This window comes from Pseudoalteromonas aliena SW19 (assembly GCF_014905615.1).
GTDB lineage: Bacteria > Pseudomonadota > Gammaproteobacteria > Enterobacterales > Alteromonadaceae > Pseudoalteromonas > Pseudoalteromonas aliena.
Genome location: NZ_AQGU01000025.1, coordinates 1,195,901 through 1,209,928, shown reverse-complemented (window position 1 = coordinate 1,209,928; position 14,028 = coordinate 1,195,901). Strand labels below are relative to the sequence as shown.

The 14,028-nt window shown below is 39.2% G+C and carries 9 protein-coding genes; 5 read left to right on the top strand and 4 right to left on the bottom strand.

The features are described 5' to 3' along the window. Positions 1-9 precede the first annotated feature (9 nt). Positions 10-1,053: a general secretion pathway protein GspB gene (locus PALI_RS11005; RefSeq protein ID WP_193155852.1), complete on the top strand. Its 1,044-nt coding sequence runs from the start codon at positions 10-12 to the stop codon at positions 1,051-1,053. Between the two features lie 262 nt (positions 1,054-1,315). On the opposite strand, the gene PALI_RS11000 is transcribed toward PALI_RS11005, so the two are convergent. Both PALI_RS11000 and putA read right to left on the bottom strand, forming a co-directional pair. After that, on the bottom strand, positions 1,316-2,509 hold the full coding sequence (locus PALI_RS11000; protein WP_193155851.1) for an HD-GYP domain-containing protein: 1,194 nt from the start codon (positions 2,507-2,509) through the stop codon (positions 1,316-1,318). Between the two features lie 378 nt (positions 2,510-2,887). Then, a complete protein-coding gene (gene putA / locus PALI_RS10995) occupies positions 2,888-6,691 on the bottom strand; it encodes a bifunctional proline dehydrogenase/L-glutamate gamma-semialdehyde dehydrogenase PutA (protein WP_193155850.1) in 3,804 nt (1,267 codons plus the stop codon). A 169-nt stretch (positions 6,692-6,860) separates the two neighbouring features. Here putA and PALI_RS10990 point away from each other — a divergent pair, with 169 nt between their 5' ends. After that, positions 6,861-7,343 carry a winged helix-turn-helix transcriptional regulator gene (locus PALI_RS10990; protein ID WP_193155849.1) on the top strand — a complete coding sequence of 161 codons (483 nt, stop codon included), beginning with the start codon at positions 6,861-6,863 and terminating at the stop codon, positions 7,341-7,343. A 58-nt stretch (positions 7,344-7,401) separates the two neighbouring features. Here the strand turns inward: PALI_RS10990 and PALI_RS10985 are convergent, their stop codons facing one another. After that, positions 7,402-8,007 carry a TIGR04211 family SH3 domain-containing protein gene (locus PALI_RS10985; RefSeq protein ID WP_193155848.1) on the bottom strand — a complete coding sequence of 202 codons (606 nt, stop codon included), beginning with the start codon at positions 8,005-8,007 and terminating at the stop codon, positions 7,402-7,404. A 213-nt stretch (positions 8,008-8,220) separates the two neighbouring features. Between PALI_RS10985 and PALI_RS10980 the strand changes: the two genes are divergently transcribed. Both PALI_RS10980 and PALI_RS10975 read left to right on the top strand, forming a co-directional pair. Continuing rightward, entirely contained in the window at positions 8,221-9,744 is a 1,524-nt protein-coding gene (locus PALI_RS10980; protein ID WP_182701595.1) for a CYTH and CHAD domain-containing protein, read from the top strand. Then, positions 9,741-10,424 (top strand): START domain-containing protein, encoded by a 684-nt coding sequence (locus PALI_RS10975; protein WP_193155922.1) that lies wholly within the window; start codon positions 9,741-9,743, stop codon positions 10,422-10,424. Before PALI_RS10980 ends, PALI_RS10975 begins: the two co-directional genes overlap by 4 nt. 151 nt (positions 10,425-10,575) lie before the next feature. Here the strand turns inward: PALI_RS10975 and PALI_RS10970 are convergent, their stop codons facing one another. Further along, positions 10,576-12,093 carry a S10 family peptidase gene (locus PALI_RS10970; protein ID WP_193155847.1) on the bottom strand — a complete coding sequence of 506 codons (1,518 nt, stop codon included), beginning with the start codon at positions 12,091-12,093 and terminating at the stop codon, positions 10,576-10,578. A 634-nt stretch (positions 12,094-12,727) separates the two neighbouring features. On the opposite strand from PALI_RS10970, the gene PALI_RS10965 reads away from it, so the two are divergent. Further along, positions 12,728-13,951: a response regulator gene (locus PALI_RS10965; RefSeq protein ID WP_077538810.1), complete on the top strand. Its 1,224-nt coding sequence runs from the start codon at positions 12,728-12,730 to the stop codon at positions 13,949-13,951. Positions 13,952-14,028 lie beyond the last annotated feature (77 nt).

The window sequence follows — 14,028 nt, the reverse complement described above, 5'->3', positions numbered from 1 at the left end:
TAGGTAGTTATGTCTTATTTATTAGATGCATTAAAACAGTCAGAACAAGCTGATATGAGTGCTGAGCAATATGATTTACAGTCAGAACAATTAAAACAGCAGCAAGCACTTAAACGTTACAGACGATTAGCATTGATATTTGGCGGAAGTTTGGTCGCGTTTATTGCCGTTGCAACGGGTTTTACAACAGGTAAATGGCTGCAAGTGAGCCCTTTATTAAAAGCCTCGCTAGCTGATGAACTTAAAGTGGTTGAAAGTAAAATACCAGCGCCTGAAATAAAGCCTGATACAGAGGATGCTGAGCTTCAAAAGCAGCAATTAGCTAAGTTAGAGTCAGCCAATAAAGTCGCGGCAACAAATACCGCCACAATAGAAGGGCAGTTGGTACATGTGCAAACACCTAATGGTGTGCAGCAAATGCTACTAACACCGAGCGGACAATATATTCCTATGCCATCAAATACCCCCTTGAGTGCCACTGGTTATAATCAGCAACAGTTTGTGCAGCAGGTCATGCCTGTTCAAAATTATAATCAGCAAGCATTTAATCCACAAACTAATTATAATCCGAGTAATGCACAAAATTCGTCGGTATTTGGGCAAAATCAAAATACGGCATCGGCGCAACTTGATATGAGTAAGTATAAAGTTCTTGGCAAGCCAATAAATGGCAGCACTGAGCAACCGCAAATCACTGATCCAGAGCTTGATGCAGTACCCACTACTTTAAAAAATGCGTTTGCTCAAGCAGTGCAAGATGCAGAAAAAAATCAAGATTACGAAGTAACGCAAGGAACCCGTCATTCTTCTCGCGTTGATCCTGTTGAGTTATTGCCTGATGGATTGCAGGTTATTTTGCCTCCAATAAAATATCAAGCACATATTTATTCATCAAGTGCCGATAAGCGCTGGATAAAGCTTAATGGGCGAGAACTTCACGAAGGTGAAAGTATCGGTGCGCTCACTGTTCGCGAAATTACACCTGAGCAAAGTGTTCTAGATTTTGATGGATATGAGTTTAGCTTAAAAGCATTGCAAGATTGGCCTGAATAATATCAATTTTATTAAAAACATGATCATTATGGCGTCTTAAATAACTCACTAATTATGTTAAAAATTATTTATTGCCGACTGTATGGATGCAGGAGGGGGAGCAATGCGCGGAGCAATTATTGATAACAACACTATGTCATAATTTTAGTCTTGTTATTGAGCTATTTTCGTATCGCTATAATAGTTCACTAATTTAATACAATTAGTATAATGGCTGTATGCTACTTCATAGATGTTTTTACTTTGAAGTAGCAAAATTAATTTAAGATAGAATCGTATTTTTATAAAAACGTTCTATATCAATATTATATTCTTTAGCCTTAACCGCAGACTCAAGTGAATCCAAGGTCCTTTTACTTGCTAAATCTATATCTTTTATTTCAGTGTAGCGACTATGTTTAGCACTGTAGAACGTTTTAACGACGGGCTTTAAAGGTGTCGCAGGGTTGCTTTCGGTAACTAACCCAATTTTTTGGCTTGATAACCTCACCAGAGTACCTACAGGATGGATGCCAATACACTGAATAAATTTATTCAGTAATACAGGGTCAAAGCTATCAGGGCAGCCGTCTTTTAATATTTTAAATGCTTTTATTGGCTCCATTCCTGCTTTATATACTCGCTCTGCAGTGAGTGCATCATACACATCAACAATAGAAGCCATTCGTACATATTGGCTTATCTCTTCGCCTTTTTTACCAAATGGATAACCTTTACCATCTAGCCGCTCATGATGCATACCTGCAATATCAACAGCAATACCTGTTAGTCCTGCTTCTTCTAAAATTTCTTTGCTAAACAGTGAGTGGTTTTTCATTATCTCAAACTCAGCTTCAGTAAAACGTCCTGGCTTATTAAGTACTTCATCAGGAATTTTTATTTTTCCTATATCGTGCAAAAGTGCGCCAGTAGTTAGCTCTTCTATTATGTCCTTTTCTATATTTAAATGTTTTGCAAAGATACTCATTAAAATTGAAACATTAATAGAGTGCTCAAGTAAGTAAGCATCTTTTTGGCGCATTTGCGTAAGGCATGCAAGCGCATCTTGATTCCTAAATACAGAATCTATAAAGCCACTGGCAAGTTCTCTAAAAGGGGTTATGTCTATATCACGACCTGCTTTTATGTCTTTAAACGCTTTAGTTTGTAGCGTTCTAGCTTCGTCGTATAGTTTTTTGGCCTTCCCCATTTCTTGTTCTGCACTGTGTACTTTTTGCCAAGGATCGCGTTTTTTAATTGGAGTAGGGATATCAAGTGGTTGTTTTTCGGGGACTGACTCGGTGAGTGTTTTATCAGGGTCTATTTCGACTTCTAAAATACCTGCTTTTTTAAGTTTATCAATGCCGGCTTGAGTTTTAACCCAGCCTTGGTTTTTTATTTTAATACGACCTGTTTGTTTAGTGACACTTTGTACAAACATACCAGGGAGTAACTGTGAAATAGGAACAATTTTCAAATTAACAACTCAATGGTTTATTTATATATAAAATAGCAAAGAATAATACTTTTATATAGTAAAAGGCATCAAATGATGCCTTTTTTAATGGTTATGGATGAGGGCGTGTTGATCTTTGGTGGTTGAGTTTACAGCAGACTGTTTGGTATTTAAGCAAGGCAGAGCCTATGATGTGTGGTGTTCCCCATGAATAGGCGATAACGCAGCGTAAGTGCCAAACATGCGCTGCCCTTTGGGTTCTTTCTAGGGGCGGTTGACTATTTGTTGCTCGGTTTTTACTTAGCCCACTAGGTTACAAACCTCGCGCCGCGATTCAACCGCCCCTAGATTGAACAAATTTCAATCCACAAAGAGCAACACGCCCTAGCTTTAAGCTAATTATTCATCGTCTTCAACAAGCGTCATTAGTGATGTATTACCACCTGATGCCGTTGTATCAATACTGATCGTTTTTTCAGTGATAAGACGCTTAATTAGCGTATCGTAATACTCTGAGCTAATCACGGGTAAAATAGCGCCTTTGCGTTGTGCAAGTTGTTGGCTAAAGTAGCCAAAACGAGACGAACGAGCAGCCACTACGGCACCTGCTAAATGAGGGTGCGCCAAGATAGCTTGTAACTGATTAGGTTTGGCTACTTGGAAAACGCCCTCAGCAACGCCAGTCGAGATAAACTTATCTTTAAAGGCAACGGCTTCATCATAAAATAACTCAGACGCTACTGTAATTACTGTGTTACCTGCAGCTATGGCAGTAATAATAGACAGTGCCCAGAAGTTAAATGATGTACTCTTATCCGCATAACATACTACGCAACCACGTGCTTCTAGATGAAGAGTATTAGACTCACCTGTAGGCCCTGGAAGAGTAGTAAATTTACGCATGTGCTTTTCAAGGCGATTAAGCTGAGCGCGTGCTTCAGATAATGTTAATGCTAAATCGTCTGCTAAGTCGTCTATGATCTCTACTGTTGCAATTTTAGCTAGTAACTGACGCACAGCCGAAACACGGTCGTTTAGTGGTGTTGCACGCCAGATTTTTTCATCGCGCATTGAGTTAGCCATTAGCTTTTTAACTTGCTCATTTGCACCGCTGTAGTGGTGTAAATCAAGCTCGTCAGGCGTTAGGTTCGTCATTTGCACGTTATCTGGTGATGCTTTTTCTTTTACTAAACGTTGTAGATAGTTAGGACCGCCGGCTTTAGGGCCAGTACCAGATAAACCACGGCCACCAAACGGTTGCACACCAACGATAGCGCCAATCATGTTGCGGTTAATGTATACGTTACCTGCACGTGACATTTTTGCTAAGTACTCACAGCGCTCTTCAATACGCGAATGCACACCCATTGTTAAGCCGTAACCTGTATTATTTATTTGATCCATCACATTATCAAGCTCGTTCGATTTAAAGCGGATAATATGAACACATGGGCCAAATACTTCACGTTTAAGTACCGATAGGTCTTTAATTTCGTATAAGCGAGGCGCAAAAAAGAATGCACCATTTTGTGTGTTATCAGGAATTTTGCACTCGTAATGAAGCGTCGCATTACCTTTTAGGTACTCAACATGATCGTTTAGGTTTTTAAGTGCTTTTTCATCAATCACAGGACCTACATCGGTAGATAGTAACGATGGGTCGCCAATATGCAGTTCAGCAAGTGCCCCTTTTAGCATATCGATTATGCCATCAGCTACGTCTTCTTGAATAAATAAAACACGAAGAGCCGAACAGCGTTGACCTGCACTTTGAAAGCCAGAACTAATTACATCGTCAACAACTTGCTCAGGAAGTGCTGTTGAGTCAACAATCATACAGTTTTGACCGCCAGTTTCTGCAATTAGCGGTACTTGAATATCGTTACGAGCAGCCAGCGTTTGCGAAATTAACGTCCCGGTTTCTGTCGAGCCGGTAAACATAATTGCTTGAATGCGTTCATCTGGCACAATCACCTTACCGACTTCACTACCGCGAGCGATAACAGGTTGAACAACATGTTCAGGTAAGCCAACTGATAGCATAAGTTCAATTGCACGAAGGGCAATTAAGCTTGTTTGCTCTGCAGGCTTAGCAATTACAGTGTTACCTGTAACAATCGCAGCGGCAACTTGCCCTAAGAATATTGCAAGCGGGAAGTTCCACGGGCTAATACATAGAATAACGCCACGGGCTTCAAAGCGTTCATCTTGCGATAACTCCTCAGCACGCGCTGCGTAGTAACGACAAAAATCAACCGCTTCACGTACTTCATCAATACCATCTTGTGCTACTTTACCTGCTTCTTTAATACAGATAGCGACTAGTTCGTCGTGATGACGCTCTAAAATATCAGCAACACGACGCAGTAAATTTGCACGTTCTTTCACCGGTGTTTGTGACCACGATTCAAAAGCCGCTTCAGCGTTAGCCAATAGCACTTTCATCTCTTCGCCAGTTTGTAATTTAACGTGACCGATAATTTCTTTATGATTCGCTGGATTTTTAACAGCCAGTGAGCCTTCAGGTACTTGACTTTGCTCAATGAGATGTTCGTTAAACCAACATTCAAGATTTTCTTTGAAAGGGGTGATAACGTTTATATCGGTTAAATCCATGCCTTTAGAGTTAGCACGTTCTTCACCGTATAAATCAATCGGCATTTTGATTTGCGTATTGTACTTGTTACGCAGGCCCTGCAGTGTTTCTACTGGATCTGGCAGTAATGACTCAACCGGTTTTGTTGTATCAACAATGGCATTTACAAAGGAGGAGTTAGCGCCGTTTTCTAAGAGACGACGTACTAAGTATGCAAGTAGGTCTTCGTGTTGGCCAACAGGTGCGTACACGCGACACTGAATTTTTTCCTCGGTGACGATTTGGTCGAATAATGATTCACCCATACCGTGTAGGCGTTGGAATTCAAAGCCGGTGTTATCACCTTTTGCAACTTCTAAAATAGTAGCTGCCGTGTAAGCGTTGTGGGTTGCAAATTGCGGGTAAAGCACGCCGCGCGCTTCAAGCATTTTAATTGCACATGCTTTGTAAGAAACATCGGTTGTGGCTTTTCGCGTAAATACAGGGAAATGCTCTAAACCATCTTGTTGTGTGGTTTTGATTTCTGTATCCCAATAAGCACCCTTAACTAGGCGTACCATCATTTTACGACCCACTCGGGTCGCAAGTTCTGTTAGCCACTCTATAACGAAAATAGAGCGCTTTTGATACGCTTGAACCGCTAAACCAAACCCTTGCCAATCGCCTAAGTCTGTATCGCTAAATACGGCTTCAATTACATCAAGAGAGATGTCTAAGCGATCAGCTTCTTCTGCATCAACCGTAAAGCCGATATCGTATTTTTTAGCAGCAAGCGCAAGCTCTTTTAACTTAGGTACGATTTCTGCCATTACACGATCTTTATGAGTGAACTCATAACGTGGATGAATAGCTGAAAGTTTAACTGAAATACCAGGGCTCTTAATTGGGCCGCGGCCGTTTGCTGCTTTACCAATTGCGTGTATTGCATTCATGTAGCTGTCAAAGTAGCGCGTCGCATCTTTCATTGTGCGCGCGCCTTCGCCTAGCATATCGTAAGAATATACATAGCCTTTTTGCTCTGTATCGGCAGCACGTTCAATTGCTTCGTCAATGGTACGACCCATAACGAATTGCTTACCCATAATTTTCATAGCAAAATTTACAGATTTACGAATAACCGGTTCACCTAAACGACCAATGGTTCTTTTAAGCATGCCAAACTGCTGCTCTTTCGTTTTATCTGTGTAGTTAACCATTTTACCGGTTACTAATAATCCCCATGACGACGCATTTACAAATAAAGAATCGCTGCTTCCTAAATGAGAGCTCCAATCACCTTTTGCTAACTTGTCGCGGATCAGAACTTCTTGAGTTGCTTTATCTGGTACGCGAAGTAAGGCTTCAGCCAAACACATTAATACAACGCCTTCTTCACTTGATAGTGAAAATTCATTTAAAAGCGCGTCAACACCGCCTTGCCCATCTTGTTCTTTACGAATGTTTAAAACAATCTGGCGAGCTCTTTCCCATGCACGACTTCGTGCTTTTACACCGACTTCTGCAAGCGGTAAAATATGATCAATAACCGCATTTTCATCAATGCGGTAAAAGTCACGAATTTTTTGTCTGATAGGACAGTGTGTTGTTAAATCGCCTTTGAATAACATAAGCAACTCCCAGGAGTGTTAAGATTTAAAGTAAAATTAATTACCAATAAATTACCAGTGATATAATGTGTGCATTCTAATTAAATTTCAGCAGAATATGCTGGTTAAATTTCGCGTTTTACGATAATTTACAGGGCATAAATTTAACTTATCCGCATAAAATTCTGTTATGACAATTCCAAATAGATTACGGCTGTTAGATCGCATCGATTTAGCAATATTAGACGTTCTCCAAAAGAACGGCAGAATTTCTAATGTTAACCTCGCAAAGCAGGTTAATTTGAGCGCTAGCCCATGCCTTGATCGTGTAAAACGATTAGAGCAAGATGGTTACATCGAAGGCTACTACGCCAAGTTAAGTGAAGCAAAACTTAACCAAAGTTTAGTGGCACATGTGCAAATATCACTTGTTGCCTCAAATACCGCTGTATTTAAGGTGTTCAGAGAGCATGTTATAAGAATTAAACAAGTTGTTGAATGTGACATGGTTGCTGGTGGCTATGATTACTTATTAAAAATACGAGTGTCTAATATGGAAGAGTATAGGCAAGTTTTGGGTGACTTAGTCGATATTCCGGGCGTAGGTACGCACCATACTTATATGGTTATTGAAAAAATAAAAGAAGATAAGGGATTACTAATTGATATTTGATAGGTAACTAATAGGGGTAAAATATACAGGTTATTTTACCCCGAACATTAATTACGTTTTATGCCCAGCCTTCGTAACGTTTACGACGCGATAGTACAATTGTTAAAATGATACCTAAAAATAAGCCTAAGAAAGCAATCGCACTACCATAAGTCAGTAATTGGCGCTTCTCTTGGGCGCTGACAGATTCTTTTTGAGCCCGCTCTTGTTCTAACGTCGCTTTTAATTGAGCAATTTGCTCAGACAGCTGTAGGTTTTGATCTGTTAAAGCCTGATTTTGTTCTTGTAACTGCGGTAATTTAATTTGAGCAGTACGCAGGTTTTCTTGTATATTGCTTATTTCGTCACTCAATACCTTGTATTGTTGCTTTAAGCCTGCTGTTTTAGTCACAAATTTAGTTTCGATCCAGCCTTCACGCTCTTTATCATCTTTAATTTTTATAAAGCCATTTTCTTCGCCAGATAACACAGTTAATTTTGTTCCCGCGTCTACAGAGCCAAGTAATCTATAGTCTTTACTCGCCCCTGAGCGCATAAAAGTGTATAAGTTATCGATAATATAGGCGGTATTTTCATCCGTTGAGTTTGTATCTTGTGCTTCTTGCGCGTAACTCATGAATGTGGTGGCTGTTAAAAGTAGCCCTAATAAACAATGTTTTAGCATTTATCTACCTTGTTGATCTAGCTGTGTCCGTTATAAACGTGATTTTATGTCACATAAGTAACTAGATAGTATGGATTAAATAACGTAATAGCAAGGTAGATATTGTAACTCTGCCCCTATTTTGATGGCAAAATAAGGCTAAAAAATTTGCATTGTGTGTGTGCTTTGTTTATTTTGAGCACTTATTTATTTTAAAGGTAATCCGCAGACCGAATGGATACTGAGATAGAACTGAAGTTTTTGGTATCAGATGCCGTAATTCCACTGATCCCCTCGCTAATTACTCAATTTGCTAAAACTGTTATTAATAAGCCCTCGCGCAGTTTGCAAAATGCATACTACGACACGCCGAGTCGTGAACTTAGAGCCCTTGATATTGGTTTCAGGACCCGTTGTGCAGATAGCCAATGTGAGCAAACTATAAAGCTTGCAGGCGAGGTCGTTGGTGGTTTGCATCAACGACCTGAGTATAACCTGCCTATTGACTCAAACCGCCCTAATTTGATGGCGTTCAATGTTGATATATGGCCTCATGGCATGCAAGTTAGTTCAATCTCGCAAAATTTATACCCTATTTTTAGTACTAACTTTATTCGTCGTACATGGCTAATTGAAACAGAGACTGGCGGGAAAATTGAAGTGGTACTCGACAAGGGGGAGATTGCAGCAGCCGGCCAGATAGAGGTTATTAGTGAACTTGAAATTGAGTTAATTGAAGGTAGTCGAAATGAGTTATTCGCTTTAGCGGATAAGTTAGTAAGTCAAAGTTGCATCCGCTTAGGGTTATATTCAAAAGCAGCTCGTGGGTATCGACTTGCAGACGATAAACCTTTAAAACCAAGTAAGTCAATTGGGTTTGTGCAGTTAACGAATACATCAAGCCAAGAAAAAGCATTGATGGAAGCGATGAATTTTGGCATTCGGTTTGTGCAAAAACACGAACAGTGTTACTTCGATAAACCAAGTTTAAAAACGCTAAAAAGAGTGACGGACGGCATTAGCTTAATTCGCCATACGTTTTGGTTATACGACGATATTGTTTCTAAAGAAAATACCGAGTATTTACGTACTGAACTTAAGTGGCTATTGAGTGAATTAGCATGGGTAGAAAATGCGATTCAATTAAAAACATACACATCTAAACGTCATGCATTTTACAAAAAGATAAATGCAGCACCTGCCTTAGCTCAAGTTATTAATGATTTAAAAGAATTACAGCCAAGCATTGATGATATTAATGCGCTATTTCACAGTGCGCGTTATAACCGTTTACTGCTATCGCTAACAACTTGGCTGATAGATAAACAATGGCGTAAAGATTGGGGCCAAGTTGAGCTTCAAGCTTCAGAAAAGCCGGTTTTATCAATTGCAAATCGGTTGTTTAATAAAGACTGGAAAAACCTTCATCACTTATTACCTAAAGAGCAAACACTCAACGTAACTGATTATTTGAGTTTGCGAATGCAGTTAGAAAATAGCCTACTGAGCGGTAATTGTTTAGGCTCTTTATTTGATAATGAAGAGCGGTTAGAGTTTCGACTGCCTTGGTTAGATATTTCCCATGGTATGTATGAGCTGAGCACGCTAGAGTATTTAAAGCAGCTATGCGCGGGTCAGGAAGATGAGCAGCTTGCTAAGATTCAATCTTGGCTTGAGCAAAAATCTGAATACTTAGTCAGCGCTATGGAACAAAGCCGGCTTGCGTCTTTTGATAAAGACCCTTATTGGCAAAAATGAGAGTAACGCACTTTTGTAATATCAACTTAATTCAAAAGTGCGTAGGCATTGTGCTTTTAACTCAATGCTTTTACGTTTACTCAGAGCCTGTATGGCAAGAGTATAAAAATAAGCAAGGAGTGAGTGTACATTATCAAAGTCACAGCGATAACACGTTTGAAGTTAAAGGTGAGGTGGATGTAGAGTACGTATCTGCAAAGGACTTTTTAGAATTACTCAGTGATACAAATGTAGCTCCGCACTGGGTAGAAAATGTCTCCAAAGTACGTGTCATTAAAACGTTAAGCCCTTCAGAAAATATTGTATATAGTTACTTTGACTCTCCATGGCCAATAGCGAATAGAGATGTTGTAACCTATTCGTGTTACTCACAATTAACCCCGCAACAAAGTTTACTTGTTGTTAAAGCGCATCTAAATGAGCTGCCACTTTATAAAAATGTGGTCAGAATCGAAACCTTAACTGCACATTGGTTGTTAACTCAACACAATGGTAGTTTAAATATCGTTTATCAGGTTTACGCATTGCCAGGTGGAATTATTCCTACTTGGGTTAACAATAAAGTAGGGCTCAATAGTGTTTTTAAAACCCTTTTTAATTTACGCGATATGCTGGCCCATAAAAAGTATCAAGCAAAGGAGCCTGTAATTGAAGCAGGAGCATGTTTAAGTACTGAGTAGGCAAGGTTTTACAACCTCGAATTATTTTCAAGTTTACTTAAATTACTTACAAAAATAGGGGGACGGCTGTACAGAACAGGATATTTAATTTTTAAACGTGATCAACTGTAAAAAAAAATGGCTCAAAGCAGAGCCATTTATAAATTGACGATTAATATTTTGCTGCCTGAGCCTCTTTAGGCAAGGCTTTTAATATGAAGTCGCGCAAGTCATTATTTGAGCGCTTAAGGTCTGCATGACGAAGATACATCATGTGTCCGCTTCTATAGCCTTTAAAGCTTAAACGGTCTTTCATTTTTCCGCTTGGATCTAATTGCCACAATGTATATTTAGCATCAAAGTAATTAGTTGCACCATCAAAGTAGCCTGATTGAATCATTACATTTAAATATGGGTTTTGTGCCATTGCTAAACGCAGGTTTTCGCCAGTATTGTTACCCGTTCTATCCCATGGATGGACATTACCAAATAAATTGTATTTTACATCAGTTTTATAGTTTAGCTCGTCACGTAAATAGTGATTTATTGCTGGTGTAAATGAGTGTAACCACGAAGTCAGTTCGGCCCAATAATCTGGAGACTCACCCGCATCACGTTTATCTATTCCTAAATAACGAGAGTCTAGGCGACCGACTGTTTGACCGCGATCGCGCAGTAGCTCTTTCCAGAAAAATTGAGTTGGAATATCTAAGTTGTTTTGTTTAACAAACTTCTCTGACAAGCCTGCATAATCGGCCATTTTCTTTATAATGCGATGCTTTTCGTCTGCGGCAATAAACCCGCCTTTCGCTAATGCTGGGATCAATTCGTTGATTGTAAATTGCTCTACTTCGGGGAGTAACTCGTCTAAGTCTTTAGCTTGTAAATCGGTTTTAAGTGTTTTGTGGTACCAAGCCGTAGCTGCAAAATAAGGCAGGCGGTTAGCTGCTTTAATTGGCCCGTCGCGTTTTATGCCTATATCTGTGGGCGATACAAGTACAACACCATTTATATACATCCATTGACTATTTTGAAGCTCATGAGCAAGGCCTGATACACGTGTTGTACCATAGCTTTCACCGATTAAAAATTTAGGTGAACGCCATCGTTCAGCTCTGTTTACAAATGTATTGAGCCACTCTGCAAGGTATTTAATATCGGCGTTAACACCAAAAAATAGCTCTTTTTGTTTTGCTTTAGTAGGAAGCTCGCCTTTATCGTTTTCCAGTACGCGGGAGTAGCCAGTATTAACTGGGTTTACATACACAATATCGGCAACATCAAGTACGGAGTAAGGATTGTTTTTTACGCCATAAGGTTGGATTGGGTAGCCTTCATCATCGATTTTTAAGACACGAGGGCCAGTATAAGCGAGATGCATCCAGACTGAGGCAGAACCCGGTCCACCATTAAAGGAAATAAGTAATGGGCGTGTTGTATTATCATCTACTTTGTCGCGCGTGTAATAAGTGTATTGCAGTGTTGCAACAGCGTTGTCTTTATCATCCCAAACAGGCTGTGTGCCAGTTGCTACTGTATAGGTAAAGCGTTGACCGTTTATATTCGCTTTGTGTTGGGTTATTACTTTGCTATCAATGTCGATGCGGCGTTCGTTACTTGCAAGAGAGGCGGTACTGAGTATTAATGTAATCACAGTTATCGATAAACTGATAATACGATTAAGCTTCATGATGTTTCCTAATTATTGTTGATAAGCTATTAAAGATAATAATGAGCAAAATAACAAAAGTATTGAGACTAGTCGTCGATATTACTAGTTAAGTAAAGATAATACGTTTAAAAAAGGCTGTTTTCTGTTTACTTATTTAGCTAATCGTAAAAATCAGGTATATTTATTAGGGTCTGTTGAACTTTCAAGGTTAAATTTGCAGCAGTCTGTTTGGTATTTAGGCAAGACAGCGCCTATGTAGTGTGGTTATTCCCCATAAATAGGCGATAACGCAGCATCAATGCCAAACAGGCGCTGCCCAAAGGGTTCTTCCTAGGGGCTATTTACTCTTTGTTGCTCGGTTTTTACTTAGCCCACTAGGTTGCAAACCTCGCGCCGCGATTAAATAGCCCCTAGTTTGAACAAATTTTAATCCGCAAAGTTCAACAGACCCTAGTAGTTTGTATTTAGAGTTTGCAAACTATTACCAATCAAATCTAATGGAATTCGCTTTAATTTTAATGCGCAATATAACAATGCTTAGCAGGATGTTTATTATTCACGAGTTTTTGCTATTTTAGCTGCAAAAATGAAATGCGATTATTTTATATTTGTTACTGACGGTATAAAGTTAACCAAAGTAAAGAGAAGAACTATGCAAAGAGTATTAGTGGTTGAAGACAGTAAAGTAGTACAGCAGGTTTTACGCCACTTAACTGCACAGTACCTTGATGTCGCTATTGATTTTGCTTGGTCTTTAGCTGAATGTAAAAGCTATGTAGAAAAACATGATTATTCACTCGCTTTAGTTGATTTGACCCTACCAGATGCGCCTCATGGTGAAGTTGCGCAGTACACCTTGACTAAAAAAATCCCCACAGTTGTACTTACGTCTAAAATTGACGAATACAAACGCCAGCAAATGCTTGAACTTGGTGTTGTTGATTACGTAATTAAGGATAATCGTGATTCTTATCATTATGCCGTAAAGCTTGTGGCGCAATTGCTAAGAAACCAAGGGTGCAAAGCGCTTATTGCCGATGATTCAATGCTGAGCCGCTCATTAATGAAGCAAATGTTAGAAAAACAATTGTTTGATGTAACCGTAGCTAATGATGGCCAAGAAGCGCTTAATCTATTAAAAGCGGATCCAGAGATAAAGTTGTTAATGACTGACTATGCTATGCCTGTAATGGATGGCTTTGAACTTGTTAAAGCGGTTCGTCATTTTAGAGGCCGTGATGATTTAGCTATTATTGGTTTGTCAGGTGCGGGCAAGCATGGTTTATCAGCGCGATTTATTAAATATGGCGCAAACGACTTTTTGACTAAACCGTTTATGAATGAAGAGTTCCACTGTCGAGTATTGCAAACAATGGAGCAGCTTTCATTAATTGCAGATATAAAAGAAAGTGCCTTTAGAGATGATTTAACGGGTTTGTATAATCGCCGTTATTTTTATCAATATGCGGAAAAGCTATTAAAAAATAGAAATCAAAATAATACGCTCGCTTTACTTGATGTTGATCTTTTTAAAAATATTAATGACAAATTTGGTCATGAAGGTGGAGATCAGGCGTTAAAACAAGTAGGTTCACTTATTCGTTCTACGTTCTCTAACTTTATAGTTGCGCGAGTAGGCGGTGAGGAGTTTGCAATTATTTTACCTGAAATCGAACTAACAAAGGGCAGAGAATATTTAGAAGCATTTAGAAAAAAAATGGCGAGTTATGATTTTTCTATCAGTGACAAGTCTTGCACTATTACTATAAGCATTGGTTTAGCTGAGTTTCAAAATACCAGTTTAACTGATGCTATGCGAACGGCCGACAGTGCTTTGTATAAAGCTAAAAACAAAGGTCGTAATTGTATCGCATAATATTTAGTTAGCTTTTTAGTGCGAGGTTAGTTTACGCACCAATGTAGCTATATTGTTAATATAACGCACCTAAATGG

Coding starts and splice junctions, on each gene's coding strand:
- PALI_RS10990 (WP_193155849.1), top strand. CDS start 6,861: ATGACAATTCCAAATAGATTACGGCTGTTAGATCGCATCGATTTAGCA.
- PALI_RS10980 (WP_182701595.1), top strand. CDS start 8,221: ATGGATACTGAGATAGAACTGAAGTTTTTGGTATCAGATGCCGTAATT.
- PALI_RS10975 (WP_193155922.1), top strand. CDS start 9,741: ATGAGAGTAACGCACTTTTGTAATATCAACTTAATTCAAAAGTGCGTA.
- PALI_RS10965 (WP_077538810.1), top strand. CDS start 12,728: ATGCAAAGAGTATTAGTGGTTGAAGACAGTAAAGTAGTACAGCAGGTT.
- PALI_RS10970 (WP_193155847.1), bottom strand. CDS start 12,093: ATGAAGCTTAATCGTATTATCAGTTTATCGATAACTGTGATTACATTA.
- putA (WP_193155850.1), bottom strand. CDS start 6,691: ATGTTATTCAAAGGCGATTTAACAACACACTGTCCTATCAGACAAAAA.
- PALI_RS10985 (WP_193155848.1), bottom strand. CDS start 8,007: ATGCTAAAACATTGTTTATTAGGGCTACTTTTAACAGCCACCACATTC.
- PALI_RS11005 (WP_193155852.1), top strand. CDS start 10: ATGTCTTATTTATTAGATGCATTAAAACAGTCAGAACAAGCTGATATG.